This is a genomic window from Anaerotruncus sp. DFI.9.16 (genome assembly GCF_024461615.1).
Taxonomy (GTDB): Bacteria; Bacillota; Clostridia; order Oscillospirales; family Ruminococcaceae; genus Anaerotruncus; species Anaerotruncus massiliensis.
Genome location: NZ_JANFZX010000045.1, coordinates 1 through 24367, shown reverse-complemented (window position 1 = coordinate 24367; position 24367 = coordinate 1). Strand labels below are relative to the sequence as shown.

Annotated in this window: 23 protein-coding genes and 1 pseudogene; 4 read left to right on the top strand and 20 right to left on the bottom strand. The window is 59.7% G+C overall.

The window, feature by feature from the left end; genetic code table 11:
* Positions 1-308 precede the first annotated feature (308 nt).
* Positions 309-1241: a S1 RNA-binding domain-containing protein gene (locus NE609_RS13350; protein ID WP_101549270.1), complete on the top strand. Its 933-nt coding sequence runs from the start codon at positions 309-311 to the stop codon at positions 1239-1241.
* Positions 1242-1291: 50 nt separating this feature from the next.
* On the opposite strand, the gene NE609_RS13345 is transcribed toward NE609_RS13350, so the two are convergent.
* From NE609_RS13345 to NE609_RS13315, 7 genes are all read right to left on the bottom strand, one after another.
* The gene (locus NE609_RS13345; protein WP_256152772.1) at positions 1292-1528 is read right to left on the bottom strand and encodes a helix-turn-helix domain-containing protein; all 237 of its coding nucleotides are present in this window, start codon (positions 1526-1528) and stop codon (positions 1292-1294) included.
* 157 nt (positions 1529-1685) lie between these two features.
* Positions 1686-2102, bottom strand: a complete 417-nt coding sequence (locus NE609_RS13340) for a YjdF family protein (protein WP_101549267.1) — start codon at positions 2100-2102, stop codon at positions 1686-1688.
* A 162-nt stretch (positions 2103-2264) separates the two neighbouring features.
* On the bottom strand, positions 2265-3302 hold the full coding sequence (locus NE609_RS13335; protein WP_256152771.1) for a hypothetical protein: 1038 nt from the start codon (positions 3300-3302) through the stop codon (positions 2265-2267).
* Positions 3303-3306: 4 nt separating this feature from the next.
* Positions 3307-4578: a replication-associated recombination protein A gene (locus NE609_RS13330; RefSeq protein WP_121586967.1), complete on the bottom strand. Its 1272-nt coding sequence runs from the start codon at positions 4576-4578 to the stop codon at positions 3307-3309.
* 263 nt (positions 4579-4841) lie between these two features.
* Positions 4842-6095, bottom strand: a complete 1254-nt coding sequence (gene glyA / locus NE609_RS13325; RefSeq protein WP_121586973.1) for a serine hydroxymethyltransferase — start codon at positions 6093-6095, stop codon at positions 4842-4844.
* Positions 6096-6556: 461 nt separating this feature from the next.
* The gene (locus tag NE609_RS13320) at positions 6557-6874 is read right to left on the bottom strand and encodes a hypothetical protein (protein ID WP_256152770.1); all 318 of its coding nucleotides are present in this window, start codon (positions 6872-6874) and stop codon (positions 6557-6559) included.
* A 334-nt stretch (positions 6875-7208) separates the two neighbouring features.
* Complete coding sequence (locus NE609_RS13315; protein WP_256152769.1) at positions 7209-8294, bottom strand: hypothetical protein; 1086 nt, start codon at positions 8292-8294, stop codon at positions 7209-7211.
* A 260-nt stretch (positions 8295-8554) separates the two neighbouring features.
* Here NE609_RS13315 and NE609_RS13310 point away from each other — a divergent pair, with 260 nt between their 5' ends.
* The 3 genes from NE609_RS13310 to NE609_RS13300 all read left to right on the top strand — a co-directional run bounded on the left by NE609_RS13310 (position 8555) and on the right by NE609_RS13300 (position 12154).
* Complete coding sequence (locus tag NE609_RS13310) at positions 8555-9679, top strand: M42 family metallopeptidase (protein ID WP_121586969.1); 1125 nt, start codon at positions 8555-8557, stop codon at positions 9677-9679.
* A gap of 47 nt (positions 9680-9726) precedes the next feature.
* On the top strand, positions 9727-11130 hold the full coding sequence (locus NE609_RS13305) for a short-chain fatty acid transporter (protein ID WP_256152768.1): 1404 nt from the start codon (positions 9727-9729) through the stop codon (positions 11128-11130).
* A gap of 130 nt (positions 11131-11260) precedes the next feature.
* Positions 11261-12154, top strand: a complete 894-nt coding sequence (locus tag NE609_RS13300) for a LysR family transcriptional regulator (protein ID WP_158595636.1) — start codon at positions 11261-11263, stop codon at positions 12152-12154.
* Between the two features lie 121 nt (positions 12155-12275).
* On the opposite strand, the gene NE609_RS13295 is transcribed toward NE609_RS13300, so the two are convergent.
* The 13 genes and pseudogenes from NE609_RS13295 to NE609_RS13240 all read right to left on the bottom strand — a co-directional run.
* Complete coding sequence (locus tag NE609_RS13295) at positions 12276-13070, bottom strand: hypothetical protein (protein WP_055245585.1); 795 nt, start codon at positions 13068-13070, stop codon at positions 12276-12278.
* Positions 13071-13154: 84 nt separating this feature from the next.
* Positions 13155-14024 (bottom strand): KilA-N domain-containing protein, encoded by an 870-nt coding sequence (locus tag NE609_RS13290; RefSeq protein WP_055245586.1) that lies wholly within the window; start codon positions 14022-14024, stop codon positions 13155-13157.
* 3 nt (positions 14025-14027) lie between these two features.
* The gene (locus NE609_RS13285; RefSeq protein ID WP_055245587.1) at positions 14028-14489 is read right to left on the bottom strand and encodes a low molecular weight protein-tyrosine-phosphatase; all 462 of its coding nucleotides are present in this window, start codon (positions 14487-14489) and stop codon (positions 14028-14030) included.
* Between the two features lie 91 nt (positions 14490-14580).
* Positions 14581-14892 (bottom strand): annotated as a pseudogene (locus tag NE609_RS17860) (DUF1016 N-terminal domain-containing protein); the annotation flags it as partial.
* Positions 14893-15066: 174 nt separating this feature from the next.
* Positions 15067-15813 carry a metallophosphoesterase gene (locus NE609_RS13280; protein ID WP_110440254.1) on the bottom strand — a complete coding sequence of 249 codons (747 nt, stop codon included), beginning with the start codon at positions 15811-15813 and terminating at the stop codon, positions 15067-15069.
* A 16-nt stretch (positions 15814-15829) separates the two neighbouring features.
* Complete coding sequence (locus NE609_RS13275) at positions 15830-17449, bottom strand: recombinase family protein (RefSeq protein ID WP_110440253.1); 1620 nt, start codon at positions 17447-17449, stop codon at positions 15830-15832.
* Entirely contained in the window at positions 17446-18192 is a 747-nt protein-coding gene (locus tag NE609_RS13270; RefSeq protein ID WP_055245591.1) for a recombinase family protein, read from the bottom strand. Before NE609_RS13270 ends, NE609_RS13275 begins: the two co-directional genes overlap by 4 nt.
* Complete coding sequence (locus NE609_RS13265) at positions 18192-19763, bottom strand: recombinase family protein (RefSeq protein ID WP_110440252.1); 1572 nt, start codon at positions 19761-19763, stop codon at positions 18192-18194. The genes NE609_RS13270 and NE609_RS13265 overlap by 1 nt, the downstream gene beginning before the upstream one ends.
* 75 nt (positions 19764-19838) lie before the next feature.
* The gene (locus NE609_RS13260) at positions 19839-19982 is read right to left on the bottom strand and encodes a hypothetical protein (RefSeq protein ID WP_172678064.1); all 144 of its coding nucleotides are present in this window, start codon (positions 19980-19982) and stop codon (positions 19839-19841) included.
* 589 nt (positions 19983-20571) lie between these two features.
* The gene (locus NE609_RS13255; protein WP_256152767.1) at positions 20572-21087 is read right to left on the bottom strand and encodes a sigma-70 family RNA polymerase sigma factor; all 516 of its coding nucleotides are present in this window, start codon (positions 21085-21087) and stop codon (positions 20572-20574) included.
* Positions 21088-21810: 723 nt separating this feature from the next.
* Positions 21811-22284, bottom strand: a complete 474-nt coding sequence (locus tag NE609_RS13250; protein ID WP_110440250.1) for a YcxB family protein — start codon at positions 22282-22284, stop codon at positions 21811-21813.
* A gap of 311 nt (positions 22285-22595) precedes the next feature.
* On the bottom strand, positions 22596-23714 hold the full coding sequence (msrB, locus tag NE609_RS13245) for a peptide-methionine (R)-S-oxide reductase MsrB (protein ID WP_110440249.1): 1119 nt from the start codon (positions 23712-23714) through the stop codon (positions 22596-22598).
* A 97-nt stretch (positions 23715-23811) separates the two neighbouring features.
* Positions 23812-24367: TlpA disulfide reductase family protein (locus NE609_RS13240; protein WP_256152766.1), on the bottom strand; the 556-nt coding region annotated here is incomplete at its 5' end.

The following is a 24367-nucleotide window of genomic DNA, read 5'->3' as shown; positions in this document are numbered from 1 at the left end:
GTGGCGCGCGGCGGAACGCGCTCGTGATTCTTGCCGCTTGGAAAGCGGCAATTCCTGTCTAAGCTCCGCCGGGCGCAGCGCGGCAAATCTAAAACCGCCGCCGGGGCGGGACCCGGCAATTCCCACCGCCAAAGGCGGCTCCCCTAAAGCGCCCCGGAGGGGCGCGAAAAAAGCCCCGCCGGGCGCAACGCGGCAAATCAACGAGGGCTTCGCCGCTCCCCGAGCGGCAATCCAAAGGCAAATCCATCTTCTATTCCGCCCCACGCGCTCATATAAATGGGGTATGTTGAAAGAGGAGGGCTCACAAAATGCCAAACTACAAACCGGAAGGACTGCTGATAGATACCCCGGCGAACCGGCAGGCGTTCCACTCGCTGAGCGCCCTTCAGGAGGCGCACGCCTCGGGGCGCATCCTGGAAAGCCGCGCGGTCGTCTGCGACCCCGACCACAACCTGATTGTGGACATGGGCGCATGGCGCGGAATCATCCCGCGCGACGAAGCGGCGCTCGGGATCGCGGAGGGCACCACCCGCGACATCGCCATCATCTCCAGAGTCAACAAGCCGGTCTGCTACCGCATCACCGGCTTTGTCAAAGCGTCCGACGGCACCGTCATCCCCCAGCTGTCCCGCCGCGCGGTCCAGCAGGAGTGCCAGGACAATTATATCGCGTCCCTCGTCCCCGGCGACATCATCGACGCGCGTGTCACCCATCTGGAATCGTTCGGGTGTTTCGTGGATATCGGCTGCGGCATCCCCTCCCTCATCCCGATCGACGCGATCTCCATCAGCCGAATCTCCCACCCGCGCGACCGCTTCTCCCCCGCGCAGGACATCAGGGCGGTCGTCAAGGCGCTTGAACCGGGCGGGCGCGTCTCCCTCTCCCACAAGGAGCTGCTCGGCACCTGGAGCGAAAACGCCGCCATGTTCTCGGCGGGCGAGACGGTGGCGGGCATCGTGCGTTCGGTGGAGGAATACGGCGTGTTCGTCGAGCTTTCCCCCAACCTCGCCGGGCTTGCGGAACCGCGCGAGGGAGTGGCCGTCGGCCAGCACGCGAGCGTCTATATCAAAAGCCTCATCCCGGAAAAGATGAAGGTAAAGCTCATCATCGTCGATTCCTTTGAGGCCTCGTGGCGCGCCCAGCCCACCCGCTATTTTCTCACGGAGGGGCACCTGAACCGCTGGCGCTATTCGCCCGACTGCTCCGACCGGCTGATCGAAACGGTGTTCGACGGAGACTAAACGATACATAAACGGAACCCCGGGACGGCGCGCCGTCCCGGGGTTCCTTTTTACCTGCGCCGCCGTGGTGGGTAGGGCTTTTCAACCGCTGTGCGTCCCAACAGATAATCGGTTGAGGTGCCCAGATGATCCGCCATCTTTTCCAGCATTTCGATGCTGATCTTCGTCCGTCCCGTTTCCCGGCTCGAGTAGGCTTTCACAGACAACCCGAATATCCGCCCCATCTCTTCTTGATTATAGCCCTGGTCCCTGCGCAGTTCTTTGAGAATATCCCCGTCAATCGGCATCCCTTCACCTTCCTTGTAAGTTTTTGAGCCATGTAGCCCTTACAAGGATAGCAGGATCTGATCAGCCTGTGGCGAAATGTGTCACCAGTCGCAACGTTTTGGATAAGGGAAGGGGGCTTTGCAGAAATCCGCAAAGCCCCCTTCCCTCTTCTGGGGCCTAGCGGCCCCGGTGCTTTTCCTTTTTCTTCTGCTGGCGCAGCGCGTACCGCTGCGCCTTTTCCTCTTCGGCGCGCGCCTTTGCGTTCACCTTGCGCTCGCGCGCCGCTTCCTCGCGCATCAGGCTCACCGCCTGCTGCGCCTTGGTCCCCGTTCCCGTCCGGGCAAGCCCGCGCGCGATCTCCCGCTGCATCCGCTTGGGATTGATCTGCCTTGCGGCGCTTTCCCCATCGGGGACGGGCGGACTGAACCGCAGCCTTCGCCAGTGATCGAGGAAATACCCGTAAACCTCGTAGTCCTTCGGCTCCGCGCCGAACACCACCCGCGCGGCGCGCAGCTTTCCGCCCTCGGAAACCTCGCAAACCGCGACCCAGAACGGGTCCTCGAAATAAACCGTTGTCCTGCCGCGAATGTCCATTTGCCGTTCCTCCTAAAAAAGTGTTCGCCGCGGGGAACGGACAACCTTAGGAGGCAGGTTACTGACGGCTACCGCCGCGCCCGGACTACCAACCGGGCCGTGTTTTGATCCCCGCGTTTTGTTATGTGAACGGGCCGGATTGCCCGCGATCACCTCTTTCCGCTATGATTCCGGCACAGCCGGGAATGCCTTCACCGAGAGGTACCGGAAGCTGCCGTCGCCGTTGGGCGCGAGGGTATACCGGAGGGCGCCGGTCGGCAGGAGCTGGAACGGCTCGCCGTACTGTTCGATCCAGACGTCGCACCGGTCCGCGCCCTCGTCGATCCGCACAATCCGCTCGTTGCGGTAGCCGCCGCCGTGCCCGTTGAGCCCATAGCAACCGCTCTCCGCGTCGTAGAGGGGCGAATCGGTCATTGTGAAGCCGGTCAGGCCAAAATAGTTTTCAGCGACCGCGTCGAGCTGCGCCTGGGTGTAGCCGAGGCCGGAGCCGATCCCGATCGGGGTCGCCTCCTGCTCGGGATAGTCCCGCGCGGCCGTCCCGAGCAGGAAGTCTAGCAGCGCCCCACGGTCGATCTCCGCCGGGTCGTCAAACGTCTCGAAAAAGGCGAAATCGCGCATCCACCGGACCTGCCGCGCGGCGGCGCTCCGCGACAGCTCCGTGCCGGGTATCTCCTTGCCCGCGGGCGCGAAGGACAGCACCGAATAGCGGTCCCACATGCCGTAGGGCGCACAGCCGATCCGCGCGACGCAGGCGTTTTCACCCGTCTTGAGGGGCGTTTCGCCCGGGTCGGACACCTCCAGCGTGAATCGGCAGAGCCAGTCGCCGCCGTCCTGTTCCGGTTCCTCATAAGAGACGCTGCCGATTGAAACCGCCTTCCAGTAGTCGAGCTTGCCCTCCACGCCGAAGGCGGGATTGGCCAGCGCCTCGAGCGCGGGGACGTCCCCCTCCCGAAGCGCGGCGGCCAGCAGCTCCGCCGTCCGCACCGGGGAAAGGGATTCCTCCGGCGGCGGCGCGGCCTCGATGCCCGGCTGTTCGGCGGGCGCGGAGGGCGCCTCCGGGTGCGATGAGGCGGTCTGCTCCGGCACGGAAACGGCGGCGGGCGCGTCGGGGCGGGAGGGCGCCGGGCGGGGCGGGTCGGGGATGCCGCACCCCGCCAGGAGCAGGCAGGCGCAGAGGAGCATGGCAATCAGCCGTTTCATCGCGTCATTCCCCTTTCTCCGGAGCGGCCTCGCGCAGGAGCTTTTCACGGTAGGCTTTGGCCGCCTGTTCCGTCTTGTTGTCCCCGAACCGGTAGTAGACCCGGTCGCGCAGGGCGTCGGGCAGGTACTGCTGGCGCAGGTAGTGGTTGGGATAGTCGTGCGGATAGCGGTAGAACTGGCCGGGATTTTTGACGTCCGCGCCGTCGAAGTGCTTGTTCTGGAGGCAGCGGGGCGGCGGGCCGGACTTCCCGGCGCGCACGTCGGCCATCGCCTCCTCGATCGCCATGCAGGAGGCGTTCGACTTGGGCGCGGTCGCGAGCAGCACGACCGCCTCGGCCAGCGGGATCTGCGCCTCGGGCAGGCCGATCTGTACCGCCGCGTCGACGCACGCCTTGGTGACGGCGATCGCCATCGGATAGGCCAGCCCGATGTCCTCGCTGGCGATCACGAGCAGGCGGCGGCAGGGGGAGAGCAGGTCACCCGCCTCGAGCAGCCGCGCGAGGTAGTGGAGGGCGGCGTTTTCATCCGAACCGCGGATGGATTTTTGCAGCGCGGAGAGCAGGTCGTAGTGCTCGTCGCCCTCGCGGTCGTAGCGCATCGCGCTCTTCTGCGCGACCTGCTTCGCGTCCTCCAGGGTAATCTCCCGTTGGCCGCCCGCCGCGAGCGCGAGCAGCTCGACCGCGTTGACTGCCTTGCGCACGTCGCCGCCGCACGCCTGCGCGATGTATTCCACCACGCCCTCCGCGAGGACGTATCCGCCGTCCTCCCCCGCGGCCTCGAACGCGCGCCGGACGGCGCGCGCCGTATCCGCCGGGGTGACCGGCTTAAACTCGAACACCGTGCTGCGGGAGAGCACCGCGCCGTAGACGTAGAAATAGGGGTTCTCGGTCGTGGAGGCGATCAGCGTGACCGAACCGTCCTCGATGCACTCAAGCAGCGACTGCTGCTGTTTTTTGTTGAGGTACTGGATTTCGTCGAGGTAGAGAAGCACCCCGCCCAGCCCGTCGATCGTGTCGCGCGCGGCCACCGCGTCGCGGATATCCTGCGTCGAGGCAGTGGTGCCGTTGAGGCGGACGAGCTTTTTGCCCGCCTTTTTTGCGATGATCGACGCAACGGTCGTCTTGCCGACCCCCGACGGGCCGTAGAAGATCAAATTGGGGATGCTGCCCGTCTCGACCATCCGCCGCAGCACCATCCCGGGCGCGAGCAGGTGCTCCTGTCCCACCACGTCGTCGAGGGTCTGCGGCCGGATACGGTCCGCCAGTGGAGCAGCCATAAAAATCACCTCCAGAAGAAAACGAGCCGCCGCCTGCCGGCGGCGGCTGGGATGACGACAGGGCCGCTTCTTCATAAGCGGCGCAAAACGTTTGGTTCAGGCAAAACGCCGCCCGCGGCCGCAGACGCGCGCCGTGCGGCGCGGTTCCGCCGCACGGGCGGCGGCCGGCCCCGGGGCAGGGCGCGCAGCCTGAATCAAATGTTCTTTGCCAAGGCTTTCTTTCAAGAAAGCCGACAAAAAAGCCGACAAAAAAGTCCGTAACTCTATTCGTAGAGCGGGTACTTGGCGCAGAGGGCTTCGACGCCGGCGCGGATCTCGTCGGCCTTGTTATCAAAGTCCGTGGCGGTGAGGTAGAAAAACTCGGCGATCTTTTCCATGTCCGCCTCGACGAAGCCGCGGCTGGTGACTGCCGGGGTGCCGACGCGCACGCCGCTCGTGATGAAGGGGCTCTGCGGGTCGTTGGGGATGGCGTTCTTATTGACGGTGATGTACACCTCGTCGAGCTTCTTCTCGAAGTCCTTGCCGGTGATGCCGAAGTTGCGCAGGTCAAGCAGCACGAGGTGATTGTCGCTGCCGCCCGAGATGAGGCGGAAGCCGCGCGCGGTGAGCGCCTTGGCGAGCGCGCGGCAGTTGAGGACGATCTGGTGCTGGTAGGCCTTGAATTCGGGGGTCATCGCCTCGCCGAAGCAGACCGCCTTGGCGGCGATGATGTGCTCGAGCGGGCCGCCCTGCATGCCGGGGAAGATCGCCTTGTCGATCTTCTTGCCGAGCTCCTCGCGGCAGAGGATCATGCCGCCGCGCGGGCCGCGCAGCGTCTTGTGGGTGGTGGTGGTCACGATGTCGGCGTAGGGCACCGGGCTGGGGTGCTCGCCCGCGGCGACCAGGCCCGCGATGTGCGCCATGTCGACCATGAAATAGGCGCCGGCCTCCCTGGCGATCGCCGAAAGGCGCTCGAAGTCGATGACGCGCGGATAGGCCGAAGCGCCCGCGACGAGCAGCTTGGGCCTGCATTCGAGCGCGATCTCCCGCACCTTGTCGTAGTCGATGACCTCGGTGACGGGGTCGACGCCGTAGGAGACGAACTTATAGTACTTGCCCGAGAGGTTCACGGGGGAGCCGTGGGTCAGGTGGCCGCCGTCGGCAAGGCTCATGCCCAGCACGGTGTCGCCCGGCTCAAGCAGCGCGAAATAGACCGCGAGGTTCGCCTGCGCGCCCGCGTGGGGCTGAACGTTCGCGTGCTCCGCGCCGAACAGCTTCTTGGCGCGCTCGATGGCGATGTTCTCCACCTCGTCGACGTTCTGGCAGCCGCCGTAATACCGCTTGGCGGGGTAGCCCTCGGCGTACTTGTTGGTGAGCACCGAGCCCATCGCGGCGAGCACCGCGGGGCTGACGATGTTCTCCGAAGCGATCAGCTCGATGTTGCGGCGCTGCCTGGCCAGCTCCCGTCCCATCGCCGCGCCGACCTCGGGGTCGGTTTTGGAGACGAACCCAATCGTGTCCATCATGTCCTGATACATCACAATCATCCATTCCGCCGCCGCGCTCCGGCACATATTTTGAGTAGGCGGAGGGCGCGAACCTGCACCGCGCGGAATCCGGCAGGCGTCCGACGCGTCCCCCGGGCGGCCGCCCGCGGCCGCCCTTTTCACGAGTGGTTCCAGTATACCATAAATCCCCGGCGGCGTACAAGGGGTTCCGGCGAGCCCTTCCCTTTTTGCCGAACTTGTGCTAAACTGGACGAGGTATTTTGTGCATTGGGGGCATTGGTATGTCTATCTTCAAGCGGCCCACGCCGCCCACCTGGAAAATCCTGCTCTACTGCGTGCTCTCGCTGGGGGTGCTGCTCCTGCTCGGGCACCTGGCGCCCTACATCCTCGCTTAGCATCCGCCCGGCGCAAAAGGGCGGAAGAAGAGCGCCGGCATTCTTTCGAATGCCGGCGCTCTTTTTATGAATTAGGAGAAAAAAATGAAAAGCGGTTTAGGCGGTACGCTCCATGCCCGAATCGCCGGGAGTAAACCGCACGCGGGTCGCCCGCGCACGCTTTTGGGACTTGACGGCCCTGCCGTAAGCGATCATGCTGTTGGCAAAGGCCGCGCCGCAGCCGATCACGAGCGAAGCGAACAGCTTGGAGCCGAACTTGTTCACGATCAGGTAGACGGCGGTATCGGTAAACCAGCGGGCGAGGCCTGCATCGCGGGAGATCTCGATGAAGCCGCCTGCGAAAACGGAGAGGGCGATAAACGCGGCAACGGCCGCGATAACCCCGATGCGGAGAGGATGATTCTTTCTTTTCACGGCTGCTGCCTCCTTTAAAAGTTACAGATTGTAACTTTTTGGATAATTTCTACAGATCATTTTACGTTCTGTATTTTTGCTTACTTATAATATACCACATTCTATGCGAAAATCAAGAGGAAAATGCAAATTTGTTAAAATTATTTTCACAATTGTAACGAGTTTGTAACCACGATGTAATCATATTGTAACTATTCCATTTTATGGAATTCAGTTTGTAACCGGTTTGTCACTTTTATCCAGACGCCGCCGAAAAAGAAAAGCAGCCGCGCGGAGCGCGGCTGCTTTTCCCGTTTCCGCCCGCCGGATCGGACGGGAACAAAATGGGGTGCCGTTATTTTTTTGCGAAGGAAGGCAGAATCGCCTTTTCGGTCGGCGCGGGCCTGGCGGGTGCCTCCTTGACGGGCTTTTCGGCGGGGCGCTCGGCGCGTGCCGCCGCCGCGATCGGCATCTCGGCGACCACATAGGTGCCGAGCTGGCGGGTCTTGGAGCGGAAGACATAGTCCCCGTCGTCCGTCTCGACCGCCGAGAAGGCGGGCGTCACGTCGACCAGCTCGCCGTCGATCACCTGGTAGATCACCACGTCGGACGGGTCGACCGTCAGGGCGTCCTCGTCGGAATCGTAGTAGGGATTGTAGATCTCAAAGGTGGCGCGGCTGGTGGAGGAGATGCGGGGGGCGCCGATGAAGTCGAAGAGGAAGGCGTCCTGGTCGGCAAAGTAGTCGGCGTAATCCTGGTCGTCCCACTTGGTGGTCATCTTGGGGAAGAGCTTTTTGGCGTCGTCGTCGCTCTCAAAGGCGAGCCGCGCGAGCGTCCGGTTCTCGTCCTCCCAGGTGATCTCGTTATCCTCGTTCTTGTTCGGCTCGAGGACCACGCCGCCGTCGCCCGCCATATAATCCTGGTCGGCGTTCTCGGTCGTGTTGCCCATGAAGAATTTGAACTTGATGGAGAACTTCTGGCCCTCGGCGTACTCCTGGCCGCCGATCGTCACCTTCTCCTTGGCCGTGAAGGTCACCTCGGGGGTGAGCTTGTATTCGTTGTCGGTGATGTCCTGCTTGAGCTCGATCTTCACCGCGACCCAGCGGCCCTTGATCCGGCCGCCCGTGCCAAAGTTCTTTTCGGTCACGCTGACCTTCTGGATCATCTTCGAGTTGTCGTCGCCCTTGTCGGTCTTGACCTTGAAGAAATCCTTGTCGGTGAGCTTGCTGACCGCCGCCTCTTCGATCGGAAAGTAGACGGTGGTGTCCGGCGCGATCACATCGGCGGCGGAATAGACGGCGCCGTCCCCGTCGCAGAGGTCGCTCTCCACCACGAGTCCGATGTTCGGGTAGGGGATCGCGTCGCCCGACGCCGCGGCGGCAGCCACGCCGAGCGGGAGCGCGCACGCGAGCGCAAGGAGCAAAGCCAGTACTTTTTTCATTGTGAAATCCTCCTTCATCTTACCTGTTGGGGAATGTCCTTCCAACATTTCCTTGCCCAGTATACCCCGGCCCGGGAGAAAAACTGCGCGAAAGAGGGCGACGAACCGCCTCGGATTCCCCCGTCCCGCCGCGCCGCTTATAACCGATCCGGTTTGCTCGATATGAAAAATCGGTATTTTTCATAGAATAAATCCCGTGATAGTATCAATATAGTTAATATTCACCAGAAATCAGTTTATTTTGAAAAGGAGAAGGGTCTATGGAACGCACCGCTGTCAAACAGGAAATGAAAGAAATGCTTTGCGATTTCACCTCGATCATCGGCGTGTCGGGCGAGGAGCAGGACGTCGTCCGGGCGATGGCCGCCCGCCTCAAGCCCTATGCCGACGAGGTGAAGGTCAGCACGCTGGGCAACCTCACCGCCGTCAAAAGGGGCAGCCGCCCCGGCCCCACCGTCCTGATCGCCTCCCACTCGGACGAGATCGGCTTCTGCGTCAAATACATCTACGAGGACGGCTTCCTCGCCTTCGACAAGCTCGGCGGCGTGCCCGAAAACCTGATGGTCGGACGCAAGGTGTGGATCGGCAGGAATCGGGTCCCCGGCGTGATCGGCGCGAAGCCCGGCCACCTCATGACCCCCGAGGAGGCCCGCACCGTGCGCGGCGCGAAGGACCTCTACATCGACGTGGCCTGTTCCTCTGCCGGTGAGGTCCGGGCGCTGGGGATCCGGGAGGGCGACCGCGCCGTCTTCGCAGACACCGTCTCCGAAATGGCCAACCCTGACTTTCTCTGCGGGCGCGCGATGGATAACCGCGCCGGCTGCACCGTGGTGTGCGAGCTGATGAAGCTCTGCGCGGACGGCGATTTCGCAGGCACCCTCGTGGTCGGCGCCACCTGCCGCGAGGAGGTCGGCATGGTGGGGGCGCGCGCGCTCGGCCACGCCGTGCATCCCGATTATGTCATCGCCGTCGACACCGTCCCCGCGGGCGACACCCCCGACCAGCCCCGCCGCGGCCTGCTCCCCATCTCGATCGGAAAGGGGCCGGCCGTGCTGCTCGCGGACGGCTGCGACTGCTCCCACCAATACGGCGTCTTCAGCAGCGTGCATCCCGCGATCCGCAGGGCGATCGAAAACCAGTCGGCGGCGCAGGGCCTGCCGGTGCAGTGGCTCTCGCTGGTCGGCTTCCTCTCCACCACCGACGCCGCCGAGTATGCCTACGCCGGGGACGGCATCCCGCAGGCCTCCTTCGCGATCCCGCGCCGCTATTCCCACTCGCCGGTCGAGCTGCTGAACATGAACGACCTGGTCGATATGGTCTGCCTGCTTCAGGGGATCGTCGAAAAAGAGAACGAGACGATCAACCTTGACTTCCTCGCCGACTGACGGCCGGCCGGAATGCACAACCGAACGCTGACAAAGGGGTGAATGTTTTGAGTAAGCCGAATTCCGCCGCCGAAACCAAGGACAGCCTGCTCATCCGCATGGGCAATTCCTTCACGCGGGTTTCCCAGAAGTACATGCCCGATCCCACCATCTTCGCCATCGCGCTGACCATCCTCGCCTTCCTGCTGGCCATGCTCATGAAGCGCCTCTCCCCCGCCGCCGTGCTGGGCAACTGGTACGCCGGGCTGTGGGAGCTGCTGACCTTCGCCATGCAGATGGCCATCTGCATCATCGGCGGCGCGGTGGTGGCCGACGCGCCGGTGGCCAAGCGCGCCATCAACCGGGTCGCCTCCCTGCCCCGGAACGGCCCGCAGGCGGCCTTCCTCGTGGCCGCCGTCACCATCCTGCTCTCCTATGTGCAGTTCGGCCTCTCGCTCGCGGGCGGCGCGCTGCTCGCCAAGAGCATCGCGCGCAACTTCCGCCGCCGCGGCGTCCCCTGCGAATACGGCCTGCTGGTCGCCTGCGCCTACCTCGGGCAGATGACCTGGTGCGTCGGCTTCTCCAACTCGGTGGGCCTTTCGATCGCAACGCCCGGACACTTACTCGAGTCGGAGATCGGCCTCATCCCGCTCAACAGCTACATCTTCAACCCGATGAACCTCTTCCTGGCGGCGGGCTTCATCGTCCTGCTGCCCCTCTTCGCCTACCTGCTCCACCCCAAGGGGGACAACGTCCGCCCCATCCCCGACTACGCGCTGCGGGTCGTGGAGGAGCCCGCCGGGGAGGCGTCCTCCGAAAAGGCCGAAAAAAAGAACGCGTCGGTGGGCGAGCTGCTCAACAACAGTCATGCCTTCTGCTGGATCATCGGCGGCATGGGCATCCTCTACGTCGTCTACGCGTTCGTCACCAAGGGCTTCGCGGCGTTCGACCTCAACCTCCTCAACGCCATCCTGATCTTCGGCGGCCTGCTGCTCCACGGCACCGTCGCAAACTACGTGTCCGCCTTCGCGCGCTCCACCTCGAGCGCCTCGGGCATCATCTTCCAGTTCCCGCTCTACGCCGGGATTATGGGCATCATCAAGTATTCCGGCCTCGTATCGATTCTGGCGGGCGCGATCGCCTCGATCAGCACCCCCTTCACCTTCTATTTCTGGACCTTCCTGAGCGCCTCGATCGTCAACATGTTCGTCCCGTCGGGCGGCGGCCAGTGGGCCGTGCAGGGCCCCATCGCCGTCGAGTCGGTCCGCATGATCGCGGGCGGCAATGTGCTCAAGGCCTGCCAGGCGGTGGCTTACGGCAACTCATGGACCAACATGTGCCAGCCCTTCTGGGCGCTCGCGCTGCTCGGCTTCACCGGGCTCAAGGCCAAGGACATCATGGGGTACAGCACCGCCATCATGCTGGGCGCCGGGCTGCTCTTCACCGCGGCCGTGTTCTTCTTCCCCGTCTGAACAAAAGCCAAAAAAGCCGCCCCCCATGCAGGCGCATGGGGGGCGGCTTCCTTTTTCTGGCTGGCGATTTGTAAGGAGGGGTGGTAAGATGAAAGAAAGCGCCTTCAACCGGCGAAGAGGGGGACTCTGCATGGATATACTCCGGCTCCGATACTTCCGGGCCGTGGCCCAGACCGAAAACATTTCGCAGGCGGCGGAAAAGCTGCTCATCTCCCAGCCGGCCCTGAGCAAGGCCATCTCCCTGCTCGAGGACGAGGTGGGGGTGGCCCTGTTCCAGCGGTCCGGGCGCCGCATCGCGCTCAACGAATACGGTCACGCGTTTCTCAAATACGCCGAGCTGGCGATCGACGCGGTCGACCGCGGCGTCAGCGCGGTCCGCGAGATTGAGAATCCTTCGACCGCGCCCATCCGCCTGCAGACGAACATCACCGGCGAACTCTACCTGATCGAGCTGATCCGGAGCTTCCGCCACGCACACCCCGGCGCCACCTTCGAGGTCATCAAAAACTACACCAAATCCAAGTTCCTCTACGACTGCGACCTCTACATCCACGCGGTCAACATCCCGCTCAACAAGTGCGCCTCCGTCCCCCTCTTCACCGAGGAACTGGTGCTGGGGGTTCCCGCCGGGCATCCTCTGGCCGCTTACGACCACATTCCGCTGCGCATGGCGCAAAACGAGGAGTTCATCGGGCTCATCCGCTCCACGAGCTGGACCGAGGAGACCAACGGCTTCTGCTTCCAGGCGGGCTTCAAGCCGAACGTCGTCTATACCTGCGACGGCACCGAAATGGTCGCCAAGCTTATCGCAGCGGGCGAGGGGGTCGGCTTCCTGGCCGCCCAGAGCTGGGGGGCGTTTCCCGAAGGGGTGAAGCTGCTCCACCTCGACGATCCGCCCTGCTCCCGCTCCTACAACCTCTCCTGGCAGATCGACAAGCCGTTCACCCCGCTGGTCGAGCAGTTCAGGGAGCACATCCTCGCCTATTTCAAGGCGCGGGAGGCGCCGCCCCGCCAGCCGCGGTAACGCAGGAAACAAACGCGAAAAAAGACCGTGGACAGGCTTGTCCACGGTCTTTTCTTGTCATGCTGTACCACTGTAGATTTTTGCCTTCATGCCAAAAATCAATTTACCCGTGTACACGACATTAAAAAATCAGCGGAGAGGGCTTTACTAAAGTTTCAAGTTGAATGAAAAGTGATTCAATATATGGAAATAGTTTTTCATTATCAAATCTTCGTAACTCTTCTATTGCATCGATGAGGTTAATTGTTGCTTGAACATCCCTAATGTCGCTTGGGCATTTCTTATCATTGACCTGCAGAGAAAATATCTTATGTGGTTCACGCTCTTGAATTTCTTTATAGCACAATGAACCCTTATGCTTTAAATAATTATACTTCCAGCGAACCGGCGTGTCAGCAAAGTCTTTCCAGAACGCGATTACAAAATCCAATGTATCACTAAATTGGGGGCACATTTTTCTCAAATATTCAAAGGGGTTTCCATCTACACCGGGATGCTGTACATAGCCTTCAGCTTTTCTTAACGCATTGTACGCTTCTTCTATAGGGGTCAATCCTTCAACTTCTACTGGCTTCCCATCAACATAGATGAAATATTCTGCTGATATGTAACAAGCTATCCAAGACAAATCAACGACTGCATTGTAAAAAAGCAGAGCTGCCTCATACCACTGAGCTTTGAGCACATTTTGAAAGTAGATATTGCCATTCTCATCTTCTAATTTGTGAAAATAGTGATCCCAATCGTCAGTTTCCAGTTCATACATAAACCTCCTCGCTGCTTGGTATTTATCAAGGGTTTCCTTTTGCTTCGCGCGAAAGAATATATCCTTATCGCTCGGCATTTTTAGGCCAATCAGGTTAAAGGTTTTGCTTCCAGATGGCATAAGATCAAATACTTCACGGTCAAATTCCATAATGAGGCCTCCCAATGTGTTGCAGAGTAGAGATTCCTATGTATGTTGCGGATGATAAACTTAGTTTTAATATATGCCTGTGGCTTATTTGCTTTCCTTATTCGGCAGTTCACCATACGTCCTAAATTCGTCAATACGATGATCTCCTACAAGGGACTGCATCATCTGCTTTGCACTGGCATTCAGCCGGAGCAGTCTCTCACTCTGGGGGACTCCTTGGCGAATCAACTCCGCATTGATGCTTTCGAGATTAGCAAGAACGATCAACTGCTGGAGGCTTGCTTCATCTCGAATATTTCCTTTGGAATCCTGATGTGTCTGACGCCATTCCTTTGACGTGATACCGAACAACGCAACATTCAGCACATCTGCTTCATTGGCGTAGGTAAAGCTCTGACGCTGTGGGGTCACATCCGGCGGGATCAACACATCCTTGATGGCATCCGTATGGATACGGTAGTTGATTTTCGCCAGTGTCCGGTTTAAATTCCACCCCAGCGCAAGACGGCTGTTTTCATCGTTTTTCAGACGTTGATAGTCTTTGATGATATACAGCTTGAATTCTGCGGAGATCCAAGAGGCAAATTCAAACGCAATATCTTTCTGGGCAAATGTTCCGCCATAGCGCCCAGCCTTAGAGATGATGCCGACCGCTCCGGTGCCGTCGATCCACTTCTTCGGGGACATGGTGAAGGCATTTGATCCAGCCTGTGTTCTAAACCCGTCGAATTCGACGGGTTTAAATTCTGGGTTGTTGAGCTGTTCCCACAGCCCAAGAAATTCAATCGTGTCACGGTTACGCATCCAGTTTTTGATTACATCATCTGGTGCATCGCTCTTATAGCGCGCAATATCCGTCAGGGAAATGTAGTCATCGCTGTTACCATTGGAAAGCACGGCGATATTTGTGCCTTTGGCGTGAATGCTGTCTCTGAATTTTCTTGATGTAGGCATTCATTATACCTCTTTTCTAATGATTGAATCCAGCAACCCCTGACATCCCTCCAGCACATCTTGCCAGGTTGCCTCGAAATCGCCCGTGTACCACGGGTCGGCAACATCGCGGGGGTGGTCGGTATAGTCCATCAGGAGGTGCAGCTTGCCGGCAAAGTCGCCGCCGCAGATGCGGTACATATTCCGCAGGTTCGCGCTGTCCATGCCGATCAGCAGGTCGTACTTGTCGTAGTCCTGATTGGTGAGCTGCCGCGCCGCGTGGCCGTCGCAGGAGATCCCGTGCTCCGCCAGCTTGCGCCGCGCCGGAGGATAGACCGGGTTGCCGATCTCCTCCCGGCTGGTGGCCGCTGACTCGATATGGAATTGTGACGCCAGCCCAGCCTTCTTCACCAAGTCCTTCATCACGAACTCGGCCATGGGGCTGCGGCAGATATTGCCGTGGCAGATAAACAGGATACTCTTCATACCGATTCTTCTCCGAAAACTCATCATTTTCTACAGTATAGCAGGTATCTACACTTTCGCCAAGAGCAATTTCCGAATGCTCGGCTCTCTCAATCCTCCGCAGCAGCTCTGTTTTGGATAAACCGCTTTCGGCGGTCTTCCGAATGTACCAGCAACTCTCATCCATGGTCAATCCAGCCTCCATGATGACCACATTCTGTGTCCAGTTCAGACGCATTGCCTCTGCCAGCAATTCCGGCGTGTCGCCGTACATCCGGTAGAAGTCCCGCATCCGGCGCAGGTTGCGGGGAGAGAAGCCATCGGCCGCAGGATAGGCCGCTTGCAGGTATTCCGACGCCGCGACAGCCGCGCCTTTTTCGCCCCTGCCGCTGACCACCCGGCCCATCTCGCAATACAGCTCCATCTGCGGGAGCTGCGCCGCAACAGCGGCGTCCAGCGCGGCGAACAGGGTGGTGTAATCTGTGGGCTTGCGAATGTTTATGGGCTTTCCTCCTTTCCGGCGCGGCGCGCCTGATCAACGCTCAAAGCAGAGAAAGGCACGGCGGTGTCACCGTGTTTTTCTCTGCTTTGACCTGCTTCAGATGACTCGCACGATCTGCTCCCACAGCAGGATGTGCTTTTCATCAATGGCTCGGTTGTCGTGGTAGTGGCCGAACAGCCAGTAGTGGTATTTTGCTCTTTCCTGCACCTCTTGCAGAAAGTCTGTGAGCCGATCTGCCTCGTTGTGGCGGCTTCCCATGAGGGCGATGCTGGTGGGGGCGCAGTGGGTGATGATGTAGTCCACCTGCCAGCCGACCGCGTCAAGGCTTCGCCGCGCCACGGCATATTCCTCATCGGAGGGCAGCTCCTGCGCCCACCACGAGATATGGTTGATGCGGTACCTCGCTCTTGGCTTGCGCTGGAGCATCGTGAGCCTTCGCTCAAAATCCGGGGCATCCGGCTCCAGAATCCCATCCTCGATGTCGTGGCTTTTTGCGCCACCCATCGTAAAGAAGAGGTAACCATCCAGCTCAAAGATCTGCCCGCGCATCAGGTGCAGAACATGGGGACGAACGCGATGCACCTTGCCTCCGTGCCACTCCGCAACAGGGTATCGTTCCAGCGCGTCATAGTTTTCATGGTTGCCGCAGACAAAGGCAAGCGTGAAGGGCAGGCGTTCCAGCCAGTCCAGCGTTTCACCGTCGCGACTGTCGCCAAACCACACACCCCCGAAGTCTCCGGCGCAGATCATAATGTCCTGCTTTGTCATCCGCGCCTGTTCGGGAAAGTATTTTGGTTTGAATCGCTCAAAATTTCCGTGGAGGTCGCCGGTCACAAATACCATTTTCCCATCTCCTTTTTTAGTTTGATATGCTCTGGCGGATCTCAATGCCGCTCTTGAGCGTCACGCTGATCTCATTCTTGGACAGCACCTTCACCTGCGCCACCAACTGCCGGATGGCAGTCTCGTCCCATTCCGTGATGTGGGACACAGCGTTTTCCAGCATCCCCGCGGCATCCTTGATGCGCCGATCCGCTTCGGCGTGTTCCCTGCTCTCGGCAAGGATGGTTGCCCGCAGCTCCTTTAGCGAGGTCTGCTCGTCCAGTATCTCCTTGAACTGATCCCCATAGGCGATGGGATCATCCGCCGCCTTTTCCAGCAGCCTTTGGAACTGCGCCTCCAGCTCCGCCAGCCTGCGGTCGATGTCGCCAAGGCTCATGCCGCTGCCGGGGAACGGGATGACCTCCGCCTCCAACGCCTCCGTGATTTGGCGGATGCGGCCATCCAAGTTCGGCAGGACGGTGTTGAGGGCGGCTATAATCGCCTGCTGGAGCGGCGCCTCGTCCAGCGTGGGTGAGCTGTGGCAGTATTTCTTGCCGTAGTCCAGGCGGCTCACACAGCGCCACACGACGCGCTTTCCATCGGGGCGCGTCCATGTGCAGCGGCGGTACAGCGTTCCGCACTCGCCGCACACCAGCCGGTCCGAGAGGGCGTAGCGGCTGGTGTAGGCGGAAAGACCGGTGGAGGCTCTCTTGGAGGGGCTTTTTGCCGCCTTGCGCCGCGCCATCTCCGCCTGCACCGCGTTGTACTTCTCACGGCTGACGATGCCCTCATGGTGGTTCTCTATGAGGTACATAGGGAGCTGCCCTGTGTTTTTGATGACCTTGCGGTTGATGACATCCTGCTGAAAGGTTTTCTGCATCAGCACGTCGCCGCAGTATTTCTCATTCCGCAGGATGCTCTTGATATGAGGCAGCGTCCATTGCGGTGACTTCTCGGAATATATCACGCCCTGCTCATGCAGCTCGTCCCGCAGCATCCGTGTGCTGGCTCCGGCGAGGTATCGCTCGTAGATCCAGCGGACGACCTCTGCCTCCTCCGGGATGATCTCCGGCTTATCGTCCGCGCCCCTGCGGTAGCCGTAGAGGTATTTGTACTGGATGGTCGCCTTTCCGCTCTCCATGGCGCGGCGTTTGCCCCATGTGACATTGGCGGAGATGGATTCGCTCTCGGACTGCGCGAAGGCGCCGGAGAGCGTGATGCGCAGCTCGCTGTCCTCCTCCAGCGAATTGATGTTCTCTTTTTCAAAGATGACGGCGATGCCCAGCTCCTTGAGCGCCCGTGTGTAGTAGAGGCAGTCCACCGTGTTGCGGGCGAAGCGGGAGACTGACTTGGTGAGGACGACGTCTATCTTCCTCTGGCGGCAGTGGCGGATCATACGCATGAAGTCCTCGCGCTTTTTCACCGAGGTGCCGGTGATGCCCTTGTCGGCGAAGATGCCCGCCATGGTCCACACGGGGTTGGACATGATCTTGTCGGTGTAGTATTCTTTTTGCACCTCGTAGCTGTTTGCCTGATCCTCCTCCTTGGTGGAGACCCGGCAGTAGGCGGCGACCCGGAGCTGTCTTTGTAGCTCCGCCTGCCGGACCGACTCCGGCTTTGCGGGGATCTTAATGACTCTTGGGGCGGTTTCGTTCACAGCTGATCTCTCCTCTCTATGGTCTGCCCGTTCTTCAGCGTCACGGTCACGCAGTTGTTCGTCACACGCACCTTTGACACCGCACTTTGCAGCAGTTCCGCATCCAACTCCGGCATGGGCATTCGGCCGGTGAGCAGCCGCCGCAGCCGCACGGTTTCGTATTCCGTGTTCCCAATGGCGTCGTACTGCTCTGCCGCCAGTTGAAGGAGCAACGCTCTGGCGTTGTCCTCGTCGATGGGCTGCCGCTCCAGCGCGGAGGTCAGCTCCTCCCGCGTTTTTCCGCAGGCAGCGCCGACTACTTGGGATGTCGATGGCCGGACACGGTCGGGGCAGCGTATGAGCTCGTTGAGCAGGTCGGTGACGATCTTCTCCACCCGCTCGGAGGGCGGTGCGCCGCAGAGCCGCCGCAGGGCCTTCTGCGCGGGCGTTTTCTGCGGCGGGCGTGCTCTTGCCGTCCTCTTTTCCGCTGCCACGCGGAGTTGCTCCGGCTCGATGAGTGCCGGATAACCTTTCCCTCCGATGTATCGGCCATCCTCTAAAATACGGGAGACCATGTTTTTGTTCCATGTCCGCCCCTCATAGTAGGGAATCTCCTGCCGGCAGAGTGCCTTGGTCAGCTCCCCCAGCGTGGCTCCCATGCTGTAGCCTTGGAAGATAAACCGTACCAGCTCCGCTTCCTCCGGCAGGATCGTGATCTCGCCCAGCGTCATACGGTAGCCGAAGGGCTGCTTTCGGTTTCCCATTATCGCACCGTCCTCTCAATGGATTCCCGCAGCTCCAGCCCGTTATGCAGGCGGAAGCGGAGGGTGTCGTTGCTCTCCACGATGATTTCCGCAATGAGTGCGCCGCACAGCTCTGTGTCTGGGTGGTCGAGGAAGTCCGGCCCATCCTCCAGCAGGGCTATCAGCTCCTGCGTCCGCTGGGCGGTGGCATCCCCCTCGGCAGCCATAAGTTCCTCTTTGTCCAGCTTGGCCTGCCGGAGCTGGCGGGTCAGCTCGTTGCTTTTGGATATAAAAATGTCAGGATCAACGAGGCCGTTTTGCTTGAGGAAGGCCAGCGTTTGATTCTGACTGGAGAGTTCAGATATTTTTTTGTTGAGGGAAACGATGTCCTCGCTCCAGAGCAATCTGCGATCACGGATCGCCCGGAGAGTCTCGAGCATCTGCTCCAGAATGGGGAGGCTCTGATGCTTGAGCTTATAGTAGAGGCGGCGGAAGGCTTCATCCGTCTGCGCTTCCGGCACGGGCTTGATGGCGCAGTCGCCTTTTTCATCGTGTCGGCAGCAGCACCAGTACCATCTGCCATTGACTTGCTTTGCCCGGATGCGGGAGCCGCAGGAGCAGCGCATCCGGACGCAGAGCCTTCCATGGGTGACAGTCTGCCCGACGCTGCGTCTTTGCCGCAGTTCTTTTGCGCGGTCGAATAGCTCCTGTGGAATAATGGCTTCGTTGCTATCCGCCACATAGTACATTTCGCGCTCCCCGTGGTTGATCTTCTGCTGCTTGGGGAGGGTAGCGGTCGTGTATCGCTTCTGCAGCAGAGCGTTGCCTGCATAACGCTCGTTTTGCAGGATGTAATCCACAGACTTATATTTCCATATCCGTCCCGATGTATCCTCGGCGTTCAGGATTTCCGCAATCTCTCGCGGATTCCTGCCGGAGAGGTATTCGAGGAAGATACGCCGCACGATCTCGGCTTCATCCTCGTGGACGGCAAGGCTTTTCCCGTCCAGCCGGAAGCCCCAGGGGGCGCGGCAGGTGTTGAACTCGCCGCTTTCCATCCTGCGCTGATAGCTCCAGCGCATATTGCCGGAGATGGATTCGCTCTCCTTTTGGGCGAAGGCGGCGTAGATGGCGGTGATGAGCTCGCTGCTCACATTGGCGATGTCGATGCCCTCGCGCTCGAAGCGGACATTGACGCCCAGCTCCTTCAGCTCCCGCACTGCCTCCAGACAGTCCTTTGTGTTCCGGGCGAAGCGGGAGATGGATTTGACGAGGATCTGGTCGATGAGCCCTCTGCGGCAGTCCGTCATCATGCGTTGGAAGTCCTCACGCTTTGCGGCGGAGGTGCCGGTGATGCCCTCGTCGGCGTAGATATCCACCATGCGCCATTCAGCCTTGCCGGAGATCAGCTCGGCGTAGTAGCGGTTTTGCGCCGCGAAGGAGTTGCGCTGGTCATCGGAGTCCGAGCTGACGCGGGTATAGGCCGCTACCCGCAGCTGCGCATTCTGCGACTTCTCCGCTGCCTCGATCTTGATGACGCGGGGCTGCGCTGTCAGCGCCGTTGTGCCGTCTGTCAGATGCTTTTCCGCCATGCCTGCTCACCTCCTTTTTTGCAACACAAACACTACCACAACCTTGGTCATAAAGCTACTGAAAGATGGAGGAAATCAGAGAGAAATCATAATGTCCGCGCCGCTGTCCGCGGCGATCCGTGCCGCCACCCTCCGCAACTCCTTTTCGCTGAAGCTGCCGCTTTCCCGAAGCTGGCGCAGCAGAAGGATGATGCCGTAATAATTGACGTTCTGATCCATATCGGTACCTCTTTTCTGAATTTTGCCTTGCGGCACAAATATGAGGATCGTCCGGGGCGATAAGGAGGGAGTGAATGCAGGCCGTTCAGAGGATTAAAAGAGAGAAAAGAATGGATGGCGGAAAAGAGAAAGAGGAGGTGGACGATCCCCATACTTCTGCCGCAAAGCAGAAAAGGCCGCTCCGTATCGGGGCGGAACTGCTCCTTGCGGAGCGGCCTTCTTGCTCTTGCGTTGCTGCCTGTGTTCGACACTACTTCCCCAGGCAAGGGCGGCGGCTGGAACCGCGCTGGCGCGCGTCACGGGAGTTTCACCCCTCCGAGGTTCTCTCGAAGCTGCGTACAGGAGTATCATTGTAAGCTGACGGGGTCATGGCGAAGCAGCCTGCCAAAGCTGCATTTGACCTGGGTTGGTATCGCTCTGCACCTTCTATTGGCCGTCCTAATATGCGGAGAATGCTCCGCACAGGTGGTCCTCGCGCACCCGGTCTGACGCTCGCGCCGTCAGCAAAGGTATTCCAGTCACCGGATATGACCGCCTGGGCGGTGTTTTTCAAGGTTCAGAAGATGGGGGATACTTGTCCCTTCACTAATCATCTTTTTTCAGGCTTTTTCACAACCATTTTTGGACCCCTTTTCAAAAATTTTCTCGATTTTTTCAAAGCGGAGACCAGCGATTTAGACACAGCCTGCTGCGTGACGCCTTCTGCTTCGGCGATTTCGCTCTCTGTTTTCCCTTCGATGCAATACTGCCGGAGTCTATAAAACTGTGCACCAGTCAGTATGCTTCTGATCCCAGAAACCGCTGCCTCCGCACAACGAATCTGATCTTCTCTGACCTGCCTTTCCTCTGCCAAAGCATCCTCATTGGGAACAGCAAGGGCGGCTTCCGGAACCATGTCCATAGATGTGGTGTGGTCGCTTTCCTCCACATCGCTTTTGTCCTCTGCGTGAAAGTCCTGGCCCGACCACCTCTTCCAACGGCGAAACTCTGCTTCATCGGTGAAATCAGCGCAGGTCAGGCAGATCAGATTTCCATCGGCGTCTGGAAGTACAATGGCGTCTGGATTTTTCTTGTTCAGTGCGTAGATGCTCCGTCTGTCATACATTTTTGGTTCCTCCATATTCTGAAATCTGTTGGATGTAAATTTCAGAACACAGGAGGGCTACGGCAGCGAGGCTGCCCAAAGGGCGCAAAAAAGCCCACAGCGACACCGCTGTGGGCATAAGGATATTCGAGGTTAGTGGTGGTGGGAGGGGGAGGCATATCCTCAAAAGACCGCAAAAAGTCAGGGCATCCGATGCCCGTACTTAGAGGGATGAGTGTGGGCTGCCTTTGGACAGCGTCGACAGTGCCGCAGATGTGAGGATACCTCATAAGAACCGCCTGTCCCGGCTTGGAGCCATGTTTTTTCATTGTCGTGCAGGTTCGGCCTCTCCGCTCAAAGCAGGAGATCACGACAGAAAAGCGGAGAGATTGCTGTATCGCAGTCTCTCCGCTTTCGACATGGATGGCTGTTCAGAAGATCTGAACAGGGGGAGGTATCAGATGGTGTGTTCTCAGTGGCCGAATGCCTACTGGATCTTTCTTAGGCGGATATAAAATGCTGCTTCAACTCGCATGTTTGTTGCCTGCCGATTGGCCTCTTGCATCCTACATTTTGCTGACAACAGCCCTGATATCTACCACTATAAAGGCTATCCCTCGCTTATTCATCTGCCTCCGATCATCCTTCTGGTAATCGCTCATTTGTATGCTTCCGTCGATAGCTGGACCATAGTTGAAGTCCCACTGGGACAAACGGGCTGGTAACGTCACATAGCTGCCGCGTTCAGCCGGATGCATCTGTTCCTGTGTTCATTTTTGAAATGATGTCAGAGAGGAAGCTGTCTGCGTTCCCGGACCTCAGGTCCTTTTTCTGAAGCAGCAGCGCGCATTCATCGTCGCAGACCACAAGCCACAGATGCAATGATTCAAAGGCGCTCTTTATCCGTGTATAAGAGAGATGTTCTTCGTTCTCCTCCGCGCAGATCGTTATGCCGGCATCCTCGAAGCGAATGGTGGTTTTGAGCTTTTCCCAATCAATGGTCCGCCGCAGCTCCAGCGCTTTCTGCGCCTCCTTTTTGCAGGACGCCGGTATGCGCGGCGGCGTTCTTCCGCGAGCAAGGGTAAACTCCAGAAGGCCTGCAATGATCACGGCTCCGCCCACAATGATCACATCGGTGGTTCTTGGCGGCATCAAGCCGAGAATCAGCGTCAAAAGGCCCAGCGCCAGCAGAAACACGCCATAAATGCGGTAGCGCACTGTCCGCTTTTCGCGCGCCGGGCCTTTCGCGGCGTGAGTTCTGATGCGGTCTATCGCATTCCATATAGCGGGCAGCGCCGCCGGCTCTCAGCTTCCAAATGCCGGTGCAGCAGTTCTGCGGTTTCTCTGTCCACGGCGGGGTCATCGTAGTTGCTTATTTGAAAAAGATACATGTGCTTCTCCGTTTCGAAATCGGCTCATTGAGAGTGGCGGAAAATTCCATTCACAGCATATCGGACTGCCACCGGGCAGTCCGATATGCTGTGATGTGCTGATAGTTCCTTGCATGAGAACTGCCGACTGCTTGCGTCCTATTTTTCAAACAGGTACAGCAGGTATCCGTAGCCCTCGGCCTCCATTTTTTCATAGGGGACGAAGCGCAGGGCCGCGCTGTTAATGCAGTAGCGCACGCCGTTGGGCGACTCCGGATCGCCGGTGAACACATGACCGAGATGGGAGTCTCCGGCGCGGCTTCTGACCTCCGTGCGGCGCATCCCGTGGCTCAAATCCTCTTTTTCCACCACAGCGGGGCCCTCGATAGGCTTTGTAAAGGCGGGCCAGCCGCAGCCGCTCTCGTACTTATCCGTGGAGGAAAAGAGCGGCTCGCCGGTCACGACATCCACATAGATGCCCTTTTCAAACTTGTCCCAGAACTCGCCCGTGAAGGCGCGCTCCGTGCCGCTCTCCTGCGTGACGCGGTACTGCTCCGCCGTCAGCTTGTCACGAATGGACTCCGCCGCGGGCTTCTGATAGTCGCCCGGGTCGATGCGCAGCCGGGAAAAAAGCTCCATCTCCGCGCGCGGGATGTGGCAGTAGCCGTTCGGGTTCTTTTCGAGGTAGTTCTGGTGGTATTCCTCGGCGGGATAGTAATTCTTGAGCGGGCCGATCTCCACGAAGAATTTCTCGCTGCGGCCGCGCTCGATCTCCGCGATACGCTTCACCGTCTCTCTCGCGCTTTCGTTGGTGAAGTAAACGCCGGTCTGGTACTGGCTGCCGCGGTCGTTGCCCTGCCGGTTTTGCACCGTGGGGTCGATGACATAGAAGTAGGCCAGCAGCAGCGCGTCAAGGCTCACCTGCTCGGGGTCATACTCCACGCGCACCGTTTCCCGAAAGCCGGTCTCTCCCTTGCAGACGGTCTTGTAATCGGCGTCCGCCTCGCAGGTGCCGTTGGCATAGCCGCTCTCGGCGTCGATAACGCCGGGGATGGACTGCATCAGCTGTTCCATGCCCCAGAAGCAGCCGCCCGCCAGATAGATGACATTGTCTGTGGTATCCATATAGGTGATCTCCTCGTCAGACCGGTCAAAAGCCAGTCCGTCCATGTTTGCTTCCTGTCCGCTCTTTTCCTTCGGCACAGTCTGCTGCCCGGCGGCGCAGCCGCCCAGCAGCAGCACCGAGGCGAAAAGCAGTGCCAATACGCTTCGATACATCGCGTTTCCTCCTTTCAGGGGAAGCGGGGCTCACTCCGCCTCTTGCCCGCCGAGGGCAATGCAATGGCGCACAGCAGGCGCTTTTTTAAATCTCGGGTCAACCCATATCGGCGGCGAGCGCCTGATCGATGAGCTTTTGCAGTGTCTCCGCCTGCTTCTTTTCCGTGATGGCGCCTACGATGGGTTCACCCACGATATTGCCGCTGCGGTCGACCACATAGGTGGTGGGATAGGCAAAGATGTTGGTGGTAAACTTTCCCGCCTCACCATCGGAGTCAAAATACACATTCTGATAGGTGGCGCCCTTCTTGGCCAGCACGTCCTTCGCCTCGGAAATCGCTGCCTCGTCGCCGTCCAGCGTGAAGGTGTTGACGCCGATGAGGGAGCCGCCCTTCTCCGCGAGTTCCTTATTCAGCGCGTCCAGCTCGGCAAGCTCTCCCACGCAGGGATTGCAGGTGGTGAACCAGAAATTCACTACGGTGACGGCGTTGCCGGAGAACAGCTCGTCGCTCTTCACCGTGTTGCCATCCAGGTCTTTACCCTCAAAGGCGGGGAACTTCTGCATACTGCCGTCGTCGGGAGGGGTGCTCGTGTCGCTGCCCGCGGGCATACTCATATCGCCGTCCATGGATTTCTGCATGATCTCGGGATAC